A 17,481-nucleotide genomic window follows, 5' to 3' on the forward strand; every position below is an offset into this window, starting at 1 on the left:
CTCTTCCGCTTCCTCTCGGTGGCGGCGACCGCCGAGGCGGAGGGGCTGATCAGGGCGCTGCCGCCGGAGCCACTCCCCTTACTGCAGGCGGCGAGCGCCCCGGCGCCGGCCACTCCCAGCCCGCCGGCACGTGCTTGACGGTCGACTACATCGTACCCCTGGGGGGTACGCAACGTGCCGTTGTGGTCCGCTGATGTGATCGTCACTTCATCGGAAGTCCTCCATAGGAGTGCAGGCCGGTGATGAAGATTTGACGCCGTAGTAGTTGAACACGAACGTGGCGAACGCCATCAGGCCGAGCACCGCCGCACGCCGTCCCTTCCATCCGGCGGTGGCACAGGCGTGCAGGTACGCGGCGTAGGCGACCCAGGTGATGAAGGCCCAGGTCTCCTTGGGGTCCCAGCCCCAGTAGCGCCCCCACGCGGCTTCCGCCACGTCGCGCTGTACGAGCCGTCGACGGCGATCCTGCCCGCTGTCGCCCGCTCCGGCCGCCATACGCCACTGCCACAGGCGTGAGCGCGCGTCCGCATCCGAGCGGCGGGTCGCGGACCACGACCCGTACCACCGGATGGCGGCCCGAGTCGGCGGCAGTGCGGGTCAAGAGCACCGTCACGCGTCCACCACAAGTGCCTGACCAGCGGGCGCGGCTTCGCGGACGCGGCGCCGCAGGTCGTCGACCCGCCGGACTAGCGGGCATCCGCCAGCGCCCGCTCCACCCCCGGTTCCTTCGGCCCGAGGAATTGGGGGTCCGGCTCGAACACCGTGTCCCAGGCCGCCTTGCTCGCGGCGAACAGTTCGCGGGCGGCGCCGTAGTACCAGACCGCGTCATGGTGGTCGGCCGCGCTGACGCCGTAAGAGTCGACGCCCGCGTCCTGGCACAGGGTGACCGCCCGGCGGATGTGGAAGCTCTGGCTGACGAGGATCGCCCGGTCGACACTGAAGATCTTCTTGGCCCTTACGCAGGAGTCCCAGGTGTCGAAGCCGGCGTAGTCGCTGACGATCCGGTCGGCCGGGACACCGCGATGGGTGAGGTAATGCCGCATACTGTGCGGTTCGTTGTAATGGTGGCTGCTGTTGTCGCCGGTGACCAGGACCACGTTGACGCGGCCCTCGCGGTAGAGCTTGGCAGCGGCGTCGAGGCGGTTGGCGAGGAAGATCGACGGCTCGCCGTTCCATAACAGGCCCGCCCCGAAGACCACGGCGACATCGGTGCGGGGGACATCAGCCGTCGTCCGTAGTCGGTCGTCCGCCGTTGCGAACACCCACATCGCGGGCAGGAGCACCACCACGCACAGCAGCATCGGCGCGTACAGAGCCCACCGCCACGCACGGGTGCGCGGTAGATGTGGCCAGCGGATGGTGCTCAGGTGTGGGCGCGGCAGACCCATGACAGTGCTTCCCCCTCAAGGTCGTCGGCCGCTGATCTCGGCGGCGCGGCTTGTGCGTCTCGCCGGTTCCTGTCGACTCGAAAGGAACCGCTGCTGGATAAACGACGGACGCCAGGCATGGTCTCCATCCGCCCCCGCATCGTGATCAACTTCACTCGACGCTCCAAAAACAGTAGGCACCTCGGCCCTTGTCGTCCGGTCTCGCGCTGTAACGTAGCGGCTCACTTCGTCGCAGATTTCAACACAGTTACGTGTATTCGCGTGATGTTCGATCCGGCGGTCTCACCACGCGCGCAGTCGCCGCTCGCCCCTCGGCTGCCCGGGTGAAAGAGAAGGTGCTGGTGGACTACCGTCACGCGACAGGGACCTGGCCCCCGGCAGCGGTCCCCGACATACCGCACGCGTCAGAGCCGGAATACGACTGGCGTGGAGTGCCATCCCAGCCCCACGGCCACCCGGATCATGGATTCGCACCCTCGTACGCCGACACCGCCGGCATGGGCTCGGTGTTCAGCGGGGCGTCGGGCACCTACGGCGAACCTGTCGCTCAGCACTACACATGGCAAGCCACCCACGGTGGCGGGCACGATGCGGCTCTCCCGTGGGGCCACCCCGGTTACCCGACCGAGCTGAGCGAGCCATGGCACGGGGGCCAGTGGGCGGACTCCACCGGCCAGGACTCTACGGCCTCATACGCAGGCGCATCTTTCGACTCAGACCTATCAACCCCCGCCCCTTCAGGCGACGAGACACCTACGTCCCCGAGCATCCCCGAAGAGCCTGAAGCCTGCTCCGGCCTTGGCGCTTCCCCTGGCCGGAGGACGGCGCGCCGCGCCGGTGGCCGAGGCCGCCGGGCGCCCCGCCAGGGATCCGCATTCTTGTCTGTCGTCGCCCCCTCGGCTGCCTTTCTGGGCATGGCCGGTATCGCAGCCGCCTCCGTCGTCTTGAGCGGCAGCGACAAGGCGTCGCGGGCCGCCGCCCCCGTTCCGACGGTCGACCCCGCGGCGGCCAACAGCGAATTCGACACCCAGCTCGCCACCCTCAGCCGGGAAGCCGACGACTTCGCCGACAGCGCCAGCCGCACCCAGGAGCGCATCGACCTCGACCAGCAGCGGCAGGAGGAACAGCGGCGCAGAGTCGCCGAGGCGGCGCGCAAGAAGGCGGAGGCCGCGCGCAGAGAGGCACTGCGACCCAAGTTCGCCGTCCCGGTCGCGCAGAAGGGAGTCGGCGAGTTGCTCGGAGCGGTCGGCTCCATGTGGTCGAGTCGGCACACCGGACTCGATTTCCCGGTGTCCACGAACACGCCCGTGATGGCCGTGACCGACGGCACGGTCGTTGCCGAGTGGAATCCGCACTACGGGAACCTCGTCAAGGTGACCGCTTCCGACGGTACGCAGACCTGGTACGCACACCTCGCCAGCGCCTGGATCCGCTCTGGCTACGTCAAGGCGGGGGCTGTCATCGGCTACGCCGGCAGCACCGGCAACTCGTCGGGCCCTCATCTCCACTTGGAAGTCCACCCGGACGGCTGTCCTGCGATCGATCCGCTGGCCTGGCTGCGCAGCCACGGGCTCGACCCGACGTAAGGAGCCGGGGGGCCGGTGCGGGTGTGCCGACGGTTCTGGCAGCCCCAACGTGGGCCACACCGCACGCGGAGGCCAGTGGCCAACCGAACTACCGAACTGAGCAACGCGACCTGATGCCCTACGGGCTGGCATCGGCATGCAGGCACCCCTGTCGCAGCGGTCGGCTGTGGCGTGTCCGCCGGTGGCACGTCGCAGGGAGTCCATTCGCGGCCAATGCGGTACCCGCCCGGCACCGTCACCTACAATCTAAGTCATTTAGTAGAGTCCGATGGCGGGCCGCAGGCAAGGAAGCGGGCACGGAAGGACCGAGAAGCGGGAGACATGCGGGCCGCCCGAGGCGGCCATTTCGCCCCGTACCTCCACCTCCTGATCCGCCTGTGAAGGAAGCACGTTCATGCCATCCACATCGTCCTGCAAGGTGAAGTCATCGACGCGAGCCGACCGGCGCCGGCTGAAGGTGGTCGAGAGGGCTGCCGCGCGCGGCGGCCGGGCGGTGCGCGCGGCGTTTTCGCCGAGGCGGCGCGACGTCGGCCATTGCTGCGGTCGCGACGGGCAAGGATCCGCGGCCCCAGTGCGTTGCCGGACAAGCCACACCGAGGGCATGCCCGACCACAGCAGCAGGGCGTCGCCACTGCTGGGGCAAGGACCCTTCGGGCCCCAGACCACCCCCACCTGACCGCTACCGGAAAACGCCGGATGTGCAACGAGAGGGGTGAGGGTGCATGTCGAATCCGCCAGCAGGATGCGAGGAAATCCGTGAGTGGCTCGGGGCGTACGTGATCAGGGCGCTTGAGCCGGGGGAAGACGCGCCGATCGAGGCTCACCTCGCTCTCTGTGCAGCATGCTGCTCCGAGCGCGACAACCTCGACGGCGTGATCCGGCTGCTCCGCGAGGCCTGGCCGTTGCCGGCCGAGAGCCACGAGGTGGGATCGGTACAGCCGCCTCCCGCAGACCGCGGCGCTCCATTGGAACAGCGCGGTCGCGAACGGCATCAGGACCCCTTTGGCGCCCCCTGGCGAACACGGCGGGCCAGGCGATGCCGCTATTCAACTAACTAACTTAGTGGGCTAGCGGATAAGATGCCTGCCGACCGGACGGGCAACCGGAGCGGCGGCGAGTCGGAACGGCACCACCACCACGGGACACTGCCGGAGAACAGGAGCTTTCGTGTCCATCGCCCAAGCGGTCGGGCCGCGCCCGCACCATGTCATCGCCCTTTCCGGCAGTTCGTGGAGCGGTACCCCTCTGCTCTACAGGCGGATTGCTCCGGACGGGCGGGAGGAGCCACTCCCGAGCCCGGGCCGGGCCGACGCACAGCCCGTCGCGTGTGCATCGGGTCTCGCGGCACGAAGCCCGAGGGGCGTCCGGAACCCGGGATTCGTGGGCAAGGTCTTCGGTGGCTGCGCTGAGACTGTGGATGCAGGATGCGGCGGGGACCGGACCCACTGCCGTCCGGCGTTCCGGTGATCTCGACCCGGCTCAAGTGGTGTCACACGATGCCCTGCGCCGTGCCGCGGCGTGGGATGAAGCCACCGCGGGCGGTGCATGACGTATGACTCCCCCGCCCGACTCTTCCTCCATGCCCTACTCGCAGCAGGTCCCGCACCTGGCGCACCGAGCCCATCCGTCACACATCGCCCGGCATGCGGCCCGCTGCGCGCCAGTCCTGCCCCCGCACTATGCGACCGTCACAGAACGAGGAGAACCAGTGCTCCGCTCATCCCTTCTCGGCCCACCCGCCGACCCTACCGACCCCTCCGGCACCGCAGACCCCAGGTCGTCGGCTCGGCGCCGAATAGGACGTGTCGCTCTCGCCGCGGGTGCGGCAGCGGGTGTCGGCTTCGGCGGGCTGTATCTGGCCGGGCTGCTGGCCTCCAGCGACGAGGTACCCGAGGGCACCCGGGTGAGCGGTGTGGATATCGGAGGGATGAGCCGCTCACAGGCACAGCAGAAGCTGGACACCGACCTGGGCAGCGCCTGGTCGGAGCCGGTGAAGGTACGCATCGGCGACAGGGCTGCCGCCATCGACGCAAGCGGATTTTCTCTGGACAGTGAGGAGACCGTCGCCCGCGCCGCGCAGACAGGGTCCGACCCGTTCACCGTGATCGGCCGCCTGTTCACCAGCGGCGACCGCGAGGTCGAACCGGTGATCCGCGTGGAGGAGTCGAAGGTGAGCGCCGCACTGGCCAAGACGGCGAAAGCACATGACCGGAAGGTCCGGGAAGGCGCCGTCACCTTCCACGCGGGAGAGCCGACAACCGTGAAGCCCGTGTCCGGACAGTCCCTGGACGTGGAGGGAGCGGTCAGGGCACTGGCTTCGGTGGTCCCCGGCCAGGGCACGGAGCCGGTCCATCTGCCGGTCCGCGCGACCGAACCCCGCGTCGGCACGGCGGAGGTGAACCGCGCGATGAAGGAGTTCGCCACACCCGCGATGTCGGCACCGGTCACGCTCTCCGTGGATGGCCGAAAGGTCGACATCAGCCCGGCAACGCTCGGCAAGCACCTCACCATGAAGCCGGACGAGGCGAACAGGCTGAAGCCGGCGCTCGATGGCAAGGGCCTCCTGGCCGATCCCGCGGTGGCAAGCCCCCTCGCACAGGTCACCGACAAGGCGGTCAACGCGAAGCTGCGCCTGGACGGCGGGCGCGTGGTGGTGGCCTCGGACGGCAAGGCCGGGCAGGAGGTCATGGCCAAGGCGCTCCACAAGGCCGTGCTGCCGCTGCTGACCGAGACCGGGGCGGCCCGCACTGGAACGGTGGCCACCGAGGAGGTACAGCCCAAGCTGACCCGGGACAACATCGGCCGCCTGGGCATCAAGGAGCAGATGTCGACCTTCACGGTCGACTTCGAGCCCGCTCCCTACCGCGTCACCAACATCGGCCGCGCCGCAGAACTGATCAACGGGTCCGTCGTGCTGCCCAACGAGACCTGGAGTTTCAACCGCACCGTGGGCGAGCGGACCGAGGCCAACGGGTTCGTCGAAGGCATCATCATCAACAACAACCAGTTCGAGAAGGCGGCCGGGGGTGGCGTCTCCGCCGTCGCCACCACCACCTTCAACGCCCTCTTCTTCGCCGGAGTCAAGCCGGTGGAGTACGGGGCGCACTCCTTCTACATCGAGCGCTACCCGGAGGGCCGCGAGGCGACGGTGGCCTGGGGGAGCCTCGACCTGAAGTTCCGGAACGACTCGGGCAACGCCATCTACATCGACGCGCGGGCCACGGACACCTCGATCACGGTCACCTTCCTCGGCACCAAAAAGTACGACGAGATCGAATCGGTCAAGGGCCCGCGCACCAGCGTCAAGAAGCCCGCAACCCGCGAGGGCGCCGGCGACAAGTGCGTGCCGCAGACCCCGCTCGAGGGCTTCGACGTCGCCGTCGACCGGGTCTTCAAGAACGACGGCAAGGAAGTCAAGCGCGAGACCTTCAAGACGCGGTACGTGCCGCGCGACAAGGTCGCCTGCGATGGAAAGACTGCCGGGTGACGGGCAACGGACCCGGCGGCGCACTTCCGTGACCCGGACCGGCCGACTTCGGGTAGGACGCGCCCGTACGCCCGGTCGCGCCTGACGCGGGCAGCCCCGGCGCGCTGCTACCGAAAGCTGCGCATCCGGCCGTAGGCACCGCGAGGGCCCGGTCTCCGCCACCTTCGGCAGCCACTGCCGAAGCCCGAGGGCGGGGCCGTCCTCGGCCGACCGTCAGCCCGGGCAGGAGACGGCGCAGTGGCCCTCGCCCCAGACCGCCAGCACGGCCCGGGGCGAGGGCCAGGTCCAGGGCCCGGCAGAGGATGATCCGGCCCGAGAGAACAACCGGACTACTAAGTAGTTAAGGAGTGTAGTAGTTTCTCTTGCGTGGACGCAGACACGCGCTCAGTCGCCTACCCGAGCCCTGCCCTGTCCGCCCCGCGCTGGTCCCCCGAAGGGCCTGCGACCGGGGCGAGGAGGGTCGATCACCAGCCAGAGGCCACGTGCTTCCGGATCCGGTTCATGGACCCTGACGACCTGCCGTTCGTGGTGGCCGAGCACCTGAGGTACTTTCCGGACGGCTTCTTCGCGCAGCTCGGGCCGAAGTTCCTGGCCGCGTACAACCGGACCTACCTCACCGGTCCGGATGCGCGTGGTTACATCGCGGAGATGGACGGGCAGCCGGTGGGCTTCCTCATCGGCGGGGTCGACCCGGCGGCGCACCGCCGCCATGTGCTGCGCGAGTCTGGGCGCGGTCTGCTGCTGCGCGCCCTGGGCAGCCTGTGTCTGCGGCCCCGTCTCGCGCTGCATTTCATACGTACTCGGCTGGTCCGCTACGGCCGCAGGCTGATACCGAACCGGACGGCCCGCCAATCTCCCGCCACCGGTCCCATGGGCATCACCGCTGTCCTGGACTACGTCGTCGTGGCTGAGCATGCCCGCTGCCGTGGCATAGGGGCTCGGTTGATCGCGCGGTTCGTGAAGGACGCCACCGATGCGGACTGTGCGCGCGTCAGTCTCGTCACCGCCGCCGAGGGCGGGGCGGGACCGTATTACGAGCGGCACGGATGGCTGCGTCAGGGAGAGATCCGCACGCCCGAGGGCCGCCGTCTCCTCACCTACGGCTTCCCGCTGAACGAAGGTCCGACGCCGGAGCGCCACTGAGGCGCCGGCTCCGTCCGCCAAGCCCAGGACCGACCAGATCAGCCTCGCACCGGGATCATGGTCTTGCTCGGCACGGCTGCCCCGGAAGCACTCCAGGAGATCCTGCTTGACCAGCCACGCCCCGGAGACGGAGCACACGCGTACCGCGACTCGCCCTCGCCCCCCGCACAGGGACACAGCGTCCCCCCGCAAGCTCACCCTCGCAGGTGTGGCGCTGCTCTCCACGACGATCCTTCTGGTCAGCGGCTGCTCGTCGCCATCGGCGTCCGAGGAGACGCCTTCCACGCCGCCGGGTACGGACAGCTCCAAGACGGCCTCGGCACGGCCCTCCCCGACGCCCAGCCTGGCCCCAAGCCCAACCCGCTCCCCCACCCCATCGCCCACACGGTCCCTGGAGGCCGTCGTCACGGAGATCACGGACGCACAGTGGTCCCGCATGGTGGGGGCAGGACTGTGGCGCAAGGGCTGTCCCGACGTCAGGGATCAGCTGCGCCGGGTGGAGATGAACTACGTGGGCTTCGACGGCGAGGTGCACCGCGGCGTCCTCGTGGTCAACGCCGACGTGACGGCCAGCGTCGTCCGCATCTTCTCCAAGCTGTTCGACGAACGCTTCCCCATCCGCCGTATGCAGCCGATGGAGGTCTACAACGGAGACCTCGACGCCGGCTTGGCCGACGACAACACCTCCGCGTTCAACTGCCGTCGCCCCGACCAGATCAACGCGCCCTTCCGTGAGTCCCCGCACGCCAACGGCCGCGCGATCGATATCAACCCGCTCGAGAACCCGTGGATCAACCTGCGGACCAAGAAGTGGTCGCCCAGCGCCAAGTACGCCAAGCGCACCGAAGGGAAGGGCAAGATCCTCGAGGGTGGCCTGGTCTGGCGGGCGTTCATAGAGGAGGGATGGGTCTGGCAGGACATCAAAGTCCCCGATTACATGCACTTCGACACCGGATACCCGTCCAAGCCCTTCAAGGGGCCCAGCGCGAGGCCGTCCACTGCCGGCCCGTCGACCGCGGGGCAGTCGGCCTCGGCGGGGTGAGCGGGAGACGGTCCGGCGACGGGCAGATGGTCCGGCCGACACGCCACTGACATCCGCTCACGCCGCGTCGGGGGGCCCCGGACGGAGCAGCAGCCGTACGGAAGGCGCTTACGGCAAGCGGCCATCGCCCCCACCCCCGCTGATAGCTCCGACCGACAACCCGACGCACCCCTGGCCGTCTGAACACTCTTCGTCCCCGAAACGTACTAAGGGCACTAGCAGTCAATGCCCACGCGGCTCCTCTGTGTACCTCGTACGACGAGGCGGCGTCGGCAGCGCAGGCCCGCGCCGTGCTCGGGTGATCGGGAAGGGTGAAGATGGGAATTCTGGCGCTCAGTTGGGCCATCGGGCTGGTCTCCGCCTTGGTTGCCGCCGTCAGCGCCGTCCGGTTGGTCACCACCAGCGGTGAAGCGCGGTTCGCGGCGGGCGGTGACCTGCTGATGGGCCTGTGCATGGCCGCCATGGCGCTGCCCGCGACGGTCGGCTGGTACGCGGGCTATGGCATGTGGTGGGCGGCGGCGTTCGGCGTCCTCGGACTCGGGGGCGTGGCGATGGCGGTCAAGCACACGCGCACGTGCGGGTGGAAGCGCGGCCGCCACTGGGTGCACCTCATCGTCGGCAGCGTCGGCATGGTGATCATGACGCTGGCCATGACCAGTACGTCGTCCGGCCCGGTGCTCGCCCTGGGCAGCGGGCACTCGATGGCGCACATGCCGGGCATGGAGAATATGGCGAGTTCGCCCCACACACACGAGACGGCCGGCACGGAATCTCACGAGATGGCCGGCATGGAGTCCATGGAGGGGATGGGCTCCACGTACCATGGGATGGACATGCCAGGCATGACGAACGCCGCGGCCGACGCCGGATCCTCCGCGGGGTCGGGTTCTGTGTGGCGGTATGTGGTCGTGGCACTCGCCGTGTATTTCCTGCTGTCGATCGGTGCGTCCCTGTGGGCCAGGATGCGCGGTACGGGGAACGGCGGCCGGAGGGCGGGCTCCAAGTCGAGCCTGGGCCGCTGGCTGCTCGCCATGCCGGACACGGTGCTCGTCTACCTGGCGTCGCTGACGATCTCGGTATGGGACAGGGCCAGGTCGGAGCAGCGGTCCGGGCACGGTCGGCGCCGCAAGCTCGGAGCCGCGCCGGACGCGGCGCTCGCGGCCCATATCGGCATGGGCGGAACCATGTCCGCGATGCTGCTGATGATGGCCGTGTGACAGCCGGTCGTCACTGACCGGCACGACGACGGCGCCTCCCTGTGCCACAGCCCCACAACCGTGATCCACAGGGCCGCGAATCGCCACGGAACGGAATCGCCGACCCGGATCTGCGACTCGTGCTCGGTCTCCGGATCGGCAAGAATGGACCCAAGCGATCGACGTGCCCGGGCGGGCCCGGATTCCGCGATCACCAGCGTGGCCCAGCTGCGGGCGCCCATCCGAAGGGTCCGGCCCGATGTCGCCTCCACAGCTCCGCAGGCGTTGCGTTCCGTTGGCGCTCGGAGCAGCCGCCGTCCTGCTGCTCGCGACCGCCTGTGCCGACGGGGACAACGAACCTGCCTCGACTTCACCCAGCCCCTCGCCCACTATGTCCGCCACTACCGCGGGCGTGGATCGCATCACGATGGAGAACTTCGCGTTCACCCCGGAGGATCCCCAGGTGCGGCCGGGAGAGAAGATCACCGTGGTGAACAAGGATTCCGCCGCCCACACCGTCACGGCCACGGAAGGCGACGCCTTCGACACCGGCAGCATCGCCGACGGGAAGTCCGGGACGTTCACAGCCCCGTCCAAGGCGGGCGAGTACGCCTTCGTCTGCACCTTCCACCCGAACATGACGGGCACGCTGATCGTCCGCTGAGCCTTCCGAGCCCTCGGCCGACGGCACCGCCTGACACGGGCGTCGGCCGAGGTCATGCCGCTGAGGCGTCAGGTCACGGACACGGTGGACGCCGGGGGCAGGCTCGCCTCTGTCCGCACACGCGACGCCCGCACGCCGAGCAGTCCGAAGCCCACTGCCAGCCCGCCCCAGAGCAGGCCCATGGAGGCGGCCGACAGCACCCGGAAGTCCCACACCAGGGCGGCCGGGGCAGCCACGGCGTCGGGGTTGTCCGGCAGCGCGAACAGCGACGTCAGCGCGGCCAGCACGATGGCCGCCACGGCCAGCTGACGCAGCGGCGCGGAACGATCGTGTTCCGCCAGCCACCCGTGGATGCGCCAGGCCAGGACGACGGCGATCAAGCCGATCGCAGTGGCCGCGAGCCATGCGTTGACACGGGTGTCGAGCGTTCCCGGATCACCCACGCCCGGCGGGTTGGCCGGGTAGCGCAGGAAGGGCAGCAGCCAAACCCCGGTGAATCCGGCGCCCGCCAGTATCAGCGACCGTCGCCAGGGCGCGGCGTCCGGATCCCGGCGGTGCAGGATCGCGTACACGACGGCGAACAGGACACCGAGCGCCGCTCCAGTGAGGACCGCGGCCACCAGCAGGCCCGCGTGCTGCGTGGAGCGGGAGAAGACCTCTGCCGCGGCCGGTCCGCCGCCGGCCTCCTCACGGACGGCTTCCAGCCGCACCGCCCGGTCCAGTACGGGCTCGGCCAGCAGCCACGAGAATCCTCCACTGACCACGCCGGCGGCTCCACCCGCGAGCGCACCGCGCCCGAGCAGGGACAGAAGTGACGTCACGAGTGACCCTCTCAATGGCAGGGACCGGCAAAAAGGTGCCGACCGTCGTGGGCGAACTCGTGGACGTAGTTGGCGGATGCCGCGACCTTGCCCAGGGCCGGCGACAGCAACGCGCCCTGATCCAGGAAGACCGCGTCCAGCGCGACCAGGGCGAGGATCACCGCAGCTGCAGCGATCAGGCCGTCTCGCAGCGGATGGACGACCAGGCCCGCGACCGATCGTGCCTGTGAAGCCGCCGAAGCACGCATGGAACCTCCTCGCGGGGTGCACACGCCCCGCCGTTCAGGAGGACGACGGGTCAGTGTCTGACTCCCGGGGCAACCCCGGTCACAGTGGCGGGACCGTCCCGGATTCTCACCAGGTTCCTGCTCACCGTCGCCTCGATGTGAAGTTGTCGTCGCAGACGCGACGGCTACTAAGTAAATTAGCGAAACCGGCGCCTTTCAAACAGACCATGTGGGCAGCACCACAGACTGGGGAATACCCCGTGGGGGTATAGTGTTCTTATCCGTCGGGAGGGCTGGCACCCAGCCGCCGCCCGCCGAACGACCCCACGCACGCAACCTGAGGAAGAAGCCATGACCACCGAGACGAACACCAGCTCCGGCTCCTGCTGCGGTTCCTGCGGGTCCGACGCCACGGTCGACATTCAGGGCACCGGCGTCACCACCGTCTACAAGGTGTCCGGCATGACCTGCAGCCACTGCGAGGGCGCGATATCGAAGGAGATCTCCGCGCTGGACGGCGTCACCTCGGTCCAGGCCGTCGCCAAGACCGGTGAGGTGACCGTCATCTCCGCCGCGCCGCTCGACGAGGTGGCGGTCCGCGCCGCCGTCGACGAGGCCGGCTACGAGCTCGTCGGCCGCGCCTGAAGACTGTCGGGGCCCTGGGCCCCGACACCGCGATACCCCCGCGCCGGGACGTACCGCTCCGCTGAAACGGACGCCATACGTCCCGGCAACCCCCAGGAGATACGCACATGACCAGCACGGCTACCGAGAAGGCCCCGTCCGCCACGGCCACCGCGCCCGCCCGTGAGGTCGAACTCTCCGTCGGCGGCATGACCTGCGCCTCGTGCGCGGCCCGCATCGAGAAGAAGCTCAACCGCATGGACGGCGTCGCCGCGACCGTCAACTTCGCCACGGAGAAAGCCAAGGTCGCCTACCCGGAAGGCATCGAGGTCGCCGACCTCATCGCCACCGTGGAGAAGACCGGCTACACGGCCGAGGAGCCACCCCCGCCCGCCTCCGCCCCTGCCGACGAGCGCGAGGGCGAGGCCACTCCGGCGGCGGACAGCGAGCTGCTGTCCCTGCGGCAGCGTCTGTACGTGTCGCTGGTGCTGACCGTGCCCGTGGTCCTGATGGCGATGGTCCCGGCCCTGCAGTTCGACAACTGGCAGTGGCTGTCGCTGACGCTCGCCGCTCCGGTCGTCGTCTGGGGCGCCTTCCCCTTCCACAAAGCCGCCTTCACCAACGCGCGGCACGGTGCCGCGACCATGGACACGCTGGTGTCCATCGGCACGCTCGCCGCCCTGGGCTGGTCGCTGTGGGCACTGTTCTTCGGACATGCCGGAATGCCGGGCATGCGGCACGACTTCGAGTTCACCATCTCCCGCTCGGACGGTTCGTCCTCCATCTACCTGGAGGCCGCAGCCGGCGTCACCACGTTCATCCTCGCCGGCCGCTACCTGGAGGCGAAGTCCAAGCGCAAGGCGGGTGCGGCGCTGCGGGCGCTGATGGAGCTGGGCGCCAAGGACGTCTCGCTTCTGCGCGACGGCCATGAAGTGCGTATTCCCGTCACGCAGTTGGCAGTTGGTGACCGCTTCGTCGTGCGGCCCGGTGAGAAGATCGCAACGGACGGGACCGTGTTCGAGGGCGCCTCGGCAGTCGACGCCTCCATGCTGACCGGCGAGTCCGTGCCGGTCGACGTGACCGTCGGCGACGCTGTGAGCGGCGCCACCGTGAACGCCGGAGGCCGACTGGTCGTCGAGGCGACCCGGGTCGGCGCCGACACGCAGCTCGCCCGCATGGCCAAGCTCGTCGAGGACGCGCAGAACGGCAAGGCCGAGGTGCAGCGCCTCGCCGACCGGATCTCTGCGGTCTTCGTACCGGTCGTCATTCTCATCGCCCTCGGCACCCTGCTGACGTGGCTGTTCGTCACCGGGGACGCCGCTGCCGCGTTCACCGCCGCCGTCGCGGTGCTGATCATCGCCTGCCCGTGCGCTCTCGGGCTCGCCACGCCGACCGCCCTGATGGTGGGCACCGGGCGTGGTGCACAGCTCGGCATCCTCATCAAGGGTCCCGAGGTCCTGGAGTCCACCCGCCGTGTCGACACCGTCGTCCTGGACAAGACCGGCACCGTGACCACGGGCCGGATGCAGCTCCAGGACGTCATCCCCGCGCCCGGAATGGACAAGGATGAACTGCTGCGGCTGGCGGGCGCCTTGGAAAACGCCTCGGAACACCCGATCGCCCAGGCCATCGCCACCGGCGCCACCGAGCGAATCGGCAGCCTGCCCGTGCCGGAGAACTTCGAGAACGTCGCCGGCCTCGGGGTCCAGGGTGTCGTCGACGGACACGCTGTGCTCGTCGGCCGCGAGAAGCTCCTCAAGATGGGGGTCCCCCCGCTCGAGCGAAGCCGAGAGTGGGGGAGGGTCATCGAGCTGCCCCACGAGCTGGCCGACGCCAAGGCCGCCGCGGAGGCCGAGGGACGTACGGCGGTCGCCGTCGCCTGGGACGGCGAGGCCCAGGGTGTCCTGACCGTCGCCGACGCGATCAAGGAGACCAGCGAGGAGGCGGTTGCCGAACTGCGCAGGCTGGGTCTGACGCCAGTGCTGCTGACCGGCGACAACCAGCTCGTCGCCGAGTCCGTGGCCAAGGCGGTCGGCATCGACGAGGTGATCGCCGAAGTCCTGCCCGAGGACAAGGTCGACGTGGTCAAGCGACTGCAGGGCGAGGGCCGTGCGGTCGCCATGGTCGGCGACGGCGTCAACGACGCCGCCGCCCTCGCCACCGCCGACCTGGGCCTGGCCATGGGCACCGGCACCGACGCCGCCATCGAGGCCGGCGACCTCACCCTCGTGCGCGGCGACCTGCGGGTCGCGGCGGACGCGATCCGCCTCTCCCGCAAGACCCTCGCCACGATCAAGGGCAACCTCTTCTGGGCCTTCGGTTACAACGTCGCGGCCCTGCCGCTCGCCGCTGCCGGCATGCTGAACCCGATGATCGCCGGAGCCGCGATGGCCTTCTCGTCGGTCTTCGTCGTCACGAACAGCCTGCGCCTTCGGTCCTTCAAGTAGGCAGATGAACCCTTTTACTGGGGCGCCCGGCCTTTGAGGCCGGGCGCCTCAGTGTTGCCGGAGATCGGGTCGCTTACGCTCAGAGTTGTTTTCTGATCCCAGTGCCGTGATCGGGCGTTCGGAGCCTCGTTTTGGGGCAGGTCGTGAGGGCGAGCGTTGAGGACAGGCCATACGTTCAGGACTCGATTGGGACCACAGTCCTGTGTCGGTCAGTCGTTGCTTGACCAACTCGCCCAGGCGATCCAGTCGATTCGTTCTCAGACGGCGATGATCTGGGGGCTGCCCGCCTACGGGGCTGAGGAGGCCGAGAAGACCGAGTCAGGTGAATGCTTCACCAGTGTGAATCCGGACCGCAACGAGGCCGGTCGATGGCGCCGGGGGGTAGACAGGTGAGGTGACGGACAGCGAGCCGGGCGCCGGCCATAAGGAAGACCCCCTGCCCGAGCTGTGCGATCTGTGCGGGGTCGTGATCTCGGACGGGACGGAGGTGTACTCCCTCGTGCGGGACTCGTCCGCGATCCACGCTCACGAGCGCGCAATTCGACGGAAAACGCATGATCGTCGCGTGCTCGCCCGAGCACCTGGACGAGCTGATCGCCCAGTGCAAGCGTCGGCCGTTCGTGGAAGACGAACTGTGGGCGGGGAAGATCGACCGGGTGATGCAGCAGCACCCCGAGGGCATCAGCGCCGAGGCACTTGCCGAGGAGGTCGGCCTGAGCGTCACCCAGGTCGGGGCCGCAGTGAGGTGGCGGAACAGGGAGTCCTTGCGTCGGCAGACCGAACTCGGCGAGAGCGGCAGCGATCGGGGCGACGACCGATGATCAAGCAACTCGGGACGAGCTGCCCCGGGGACAGGTGGTCCACCCTCTGGACACTGCGGGTGATGCGCCTGGTCATCAGCGTGATCGCTGCCCAGGTGATCAAAGACAGGGATAACGGTCTGCGCTCACCACAAGAACCTGGAGCCAACCAGGTCAGGGTTCAGCTCGCCTGCGGCCCGGCCGGTCAAAGTTCCGCCACCGGAAATCGCTCTACTCGTGCGACGCCTTGGCGCAGCTCCTGCGCGGCCAAGGTCAGACCGCCGGGCCCGGCACAGGCCGGATCACGTGCGCAGCAGCCGCTCGATGGCCCGCGAAGCCTCTGCGATCTTGTCCTGGGCCACTTGTCCTCCGCCGACCATGGCGTCGTGTACGCAGTGGTTGAGGTGCTCTTGCAGCAGGTGCATGGCCACCGCCTGAAGGGCTTTGGTGGTCGCGGCGACCTGGGTGAGTACGTCGATGCAGTACTGATCTTCCTGCACCATGCGCTGCAGGCCACGGATCTGACCCTCGATACGACGGAGCCGCTTGAGGACAGCGTCCTTGTCGTTGAGGTAGCCCGGTGGGGTCTGCTCGGCCTCGACTTGCTCCAGCGGCGTCATACTGTCCAAGGGTATGACTTGGCGATGCCCTACTGACGGAAGCCTGCCGTTACACCGGGGATCATGGTGCTGGGCACGGTTTTGCAGAAGGGGTGTCCGAGAGCCCGCGGGAGCGCTGGGCACCCCTGCTGTGGTGTGTGCTGCGGCGTCGCTCAGCCCAGGGAGGTGATCAGGTCGTTGCACGCCTGTTCGCAGCGGCGGCAGGCCTCGGCGCACACTCGGCAATGGTCGTGCATTTCGGCGTGGCGTTCGCACTCGTCACCGCATGCCTTGCAGACAGTGGCGCAGGCCTGCAGGATCGCCCGCGTGACGTTGGCGTCGTAGCCGGTGTGGCGCGAGAGCACCGAGGCGGTGGCATTGCAGATGTCAGCGCAGTCGGCGTCGGTGCGGATGCACTTGGTCAGCTCACCGACCATCTCTTCCGACATGCATGCGTCCGCGCACGCCGTACACGCCTGCGCACAGGCGATGCATTCCTCGATACAGCGGGCGAGCTTCTCACGGTCCACCCGGCCCAGGTCGGCGGGGTAGGTGTCGAGCATCTCCTTGACGGCGGTGGTCATGTCGTACCTCCGGAATGTGGTCTCGTCTTGGTGTGGCGGTTGCCGTCCTGTTGCGGGTACACCGGACGGGGTGCGGGAAACCGTCTGCGGCGTGCGGTCATCCGTTGGCCGGTGTCCGCGGTGGGCGTGTTGTGACCGGCTTCGAGGGCCCTGCGGGGGCGGCGGCGACGTAGAGGCGGTCGCGGTAGCCACGGCCGTGCAGGTACGGCCCCGTACAGGTGACGAGCACCAGCCGCGGCGGTCCGGACGTGGCGGTGTATTCATCCGGCAGAGCGGCCCCGCGGCGCACGGTGACTGTTGTGACCCGGTAGGAGAGGGTGCTGTTCGGGGTGGCGACCGTGACCCGATCACCCGGCTTGGCCCGGGTCAGCGGTGCGAAGACAGCGGCTCCGTGCCGGGTGTCGAGGTGCCCGGCAATGAGGGTGCTGCCCTGACGGCTGCCCGGCGGGGCGGTGTCCTTCCACCAGCCGGCCGTCTTGGCGTCTTCGGGCACGTCCAGCTGCCCGTCGGTCCTCACCGCGACGGGCACCACCGCGGCGTCCAGGTCCGCTTCGGCCAGCGTGAGGCGGAGCGGCCACCGGCCGGACGCCGGCGTCGCGTGGGCGGCAATCCGCTGAGGCGGCACCGGGAAGGGCGGTGCCGCCTCAGCGGTGGGGGCAGGGCGCGCCGGGACGCTGGCGGCCGCCAACGCGACGACCCAGAGCGACAGTGTGACCAGCGTCCAGAGGGGGTGTCCGGCGCGCCCGCCGGTCACTGGCGCCGCAGGCGTCGGCTCACCGCTGCGGTGCCAAGTGCCGCGGCCACGCCGCCGGCTGCCAGCCACCCGGCCCCGCCGGTGGCGGCAGTGCCGGCGGTGGCCAGACCCCCGTTGCC

Annotated in this window: 16 protein-coding genes, 1 pseudogene and 1 riboswitch; of the genes and pseudogenes, 10 read left to right on the forward strand and 7 right to left on the reverse strand. The window is 69.2% G+C overall.

Annotation, left to right across the window (positions count from 1 at the left end):
* Positions 1-202 precede the first annotated feature (202 nt).
* Positions 203-510, reverse strand: a pseudogene (gene ccsA, locus ACPXCS_RS39230) (cytochrome c biogenesis protein CcsA); the annotation flags it as partial.
* Between the two features lie 176 nt (positions 511-686).
* A complete protein-coding gene (locus ACPXCS_RS39235; RefSeq protein ID WP_425952319.1) occupies positions 687-1,388 on the reverse strand; it encodes a SanA/YdcF family protein in 702 nt (233 codons plus the stop codon).
* A gap of 914 nt (positions 1,389-2,302) precedes the next feature.
* Between ACPXCS_RS39235 and ACPXCS_RS39240 the strand changes: the two genes are divergently transcribed.
* The 7 genes from ACPXCS_RS39240 (at position 2,303) to ACPXCS_RS39270 (ending at position 10,506) form a co-directional block, all read left to right on the forward strand.
* Positions 2,303-2,974: a M23 family metallopeptidase gene (locus ACPXCS_RS39240; protein ID WP_425952318.1), complete on the forward strand. Its 672-nt coding sequence runs from the start codon at positions 2,303-2,305 to the stop codon at positions 2,972-2,974.
* Positions 2,975-3,696: 722 nt separating this feature from the next.
* Entirely contained in the window at positions 3,697-4,032 is a 336-nt protein-coding gene (locus ACPXCS_RS39245) for a zf-HC2 domain-containing protein (protein ID WP_425952317.1), read from the forward strand.
* An 869-nt stretch (positions 4,033-4,901) separates the two neighbouring features.
* Positions 4,902-6,461 (forward strand): VanW family protein, encoded by a 1,560-nt coding sequence (locus ACPXCS_RS39250; protein ID WP_425952316.1) that lies wholly within the window; start codon positions 4,902-4,904, stop codon positions 6,459-6,461.
* A 501-nt stretch (positions 6,462-6,962) separates the two neighbouring features.
* A complete protein-coding gene (locus ACPXCS_RS39255; protein WP_425952315.1) occupies positions 6,963-7,604 on the forward strand; it encodes a GNAT family N-acetyltransferase in 642 nt (213 codons plus the stop codon).
* A gap of 436 nt (positions 7,605-8,040) precedes the next feature.
* The gene (locus tag ACPXCS_RS39260; protein ID WP_425952314.1) at positions 8,041-8,646 is read left to right on the forward strand and encodes a M15 family metallopeptidase; all 606 of its coding nucleotides are present in this window, start codon (positions 8,041-8,043) and stop codon (positions 8,644-8,646) included.
* A 317-nt stretch (positions 8,647-8,963) separates the two neighbouring features.
* A complete protein-coding gene (locus tag ACPXCS_RS39265) occupies positions 8,964-9,863 on the forward strand; it encodes a DUF5134 domain-containing protein (RefSeq protein ID WP_425952313.1) in 900 nt (299 codons plus the stop codon).
* A 370-nt stretch (positions 9,864-10,233) separates the two neighbouring features.
* Complete coding sequence (locus ACPXCS_RS39270) at positions 10,234-10,506, forward strand: cupredoxin domain-containing protein (protein ID WP_425971236.1); 273 nt, start codon at positions 10,234-10,236, stop codon at positions 10,504-10,506.
* Between the two features lie 68 nt (positions 10,507-10,574).
* On the opposite strand, the gene ACPXCS_RS39275 is transcribed toward ACPXCS_RS39270, so the two are convergent.
* On the reverse strand, positions 10,575-11,327 hold the full coding sequence (locus ACPXCS_RS39275) for a CbtA family protein (RefSeq protein WP_425952311.1): 753 nt from the start codon (positions 11,325-11,327) through the stop codon (positions 10,575-10,577).
* 11 nt (positions 11,328-11,338) lie between these two features.
* Positions 11,339-11,575 (reverse strand): CbtB domain-containing protein, encoded by a 237-nt coding sequence (locus tag ACPXCS_RS39280; protein WP_425952310.1) that lies wholly within the window; start codon positions 11,573-11,575, stop codon positions 11,339-11,341.
* Between the two features lie 31 nt (positions 11,576-11,606).
* Positions 11,607-11,751, reverse strand: a riboswitch (cobalamin riboswitch).
* Between the two features lie 154 nt (positions 11,752-11,905).
* Between ACPXCS_RS39280 and ACPXCS_RS39285 the strand changes: the two genes are divergently transcribed.
* From ACPXCS_RS39285 to ACPXCS_RS39295, 3 genes are all read left to right on the forward strand, one after another.
* On the forward strand, positions 11,906-12,199 hold the full coding sequence (locus tag ACPXCS_RS39285) for a heavy-metal-associated domain-containing protein (RefSeq protein WP_425952309.1): 294 nt from the start codon (positions 11,906-11,908) through the stop codon (positions 12,197-12,199).
* A gap of 107 nt (positions 12,200-12,306) precedes the next feature.
* Entirely contained in the window at positions 12,307-14,625 is a 2,319-nt protein-coding gene (locus ACPXCS_RS39290) for a heavy metal translocating P-type ATPase (protein WP_425952308.1), read from the forward strand.
* Positions 14,626-15,179: 554 nt separating this feature from the next.
* Positions 15,180-15,446 carry a hypothetical protein gene (locus ACPXCS_RS39295; RefSeq protein WP_425952307.1) on the forward strand — a complete coding sequence of 89 codons (267 nt, stop codon included), beginning with the start codon at positions 15,180-15,182 and terminating at the stop codon, positions 15,444-15,446.
* A 281-nt stretch (positions 15,447-15,727) separates the two neighbouring features.
* Here the strand turns inward: ACPXCS_RS39295 and ACPXCS_RS39300 are convergent, their stop codons facing one another.
* From ACPXCS_RS39300 to ACPXCS_RS39310, 3 genes are all read right to left on the reverse strand, one after another.
* Positions 15,728-16,045 carry a metal-sensitive transcriptional regulator gene (locus ACPXCS_RS39300; RefSeq protein ID WP_425952306.1) on the reverse strand — a complete coding sequence of 106 codons (318 nt, stop codon included), beginning with the start codon at positions 16,043-16,045 and terminating at the stop codon, positions 15,728-15,730.
* Between the two features lie 152 nt (positions 16,046-16,197).
* Positions 16,198-16,608 carry a four-helix bundle copper-binding protein gene (locus ACPXCS_RS39305; RefSeq protein WP_425952305.1) on the reverse strand — a complete coding sequence of 137 codons (411 nt, stop codon included), beginning with the start codon at positions 16,606-16,608 and terminating at the stop codon, positions 16,198-16,200.
* 97 nt (positions 16,609-16,705) lie between these two features.
* The gene (locus ACPXCS_RS39310; RefSeq protein ID WP_425971237.1) at positions 16,706-17,233 is read right to left on the reverse strand and encodes a class F sortase; all 528 of its coding nucleotides are present in this window, start codon (positions 17,231-17,233) and stop codon (positions 16,706-16,708) included.
* Positions 17,234-17,481: the final 248 nt, after the last annotated feature.

This window comes from Streptomyces sp. DT190 (genome assembly GCF_049846985.1).
Lineage (GTDB): Bacteria > Actinomycetota > Actinomycetes > Streptomycetales > Streptomycetaceae > Streptomyces.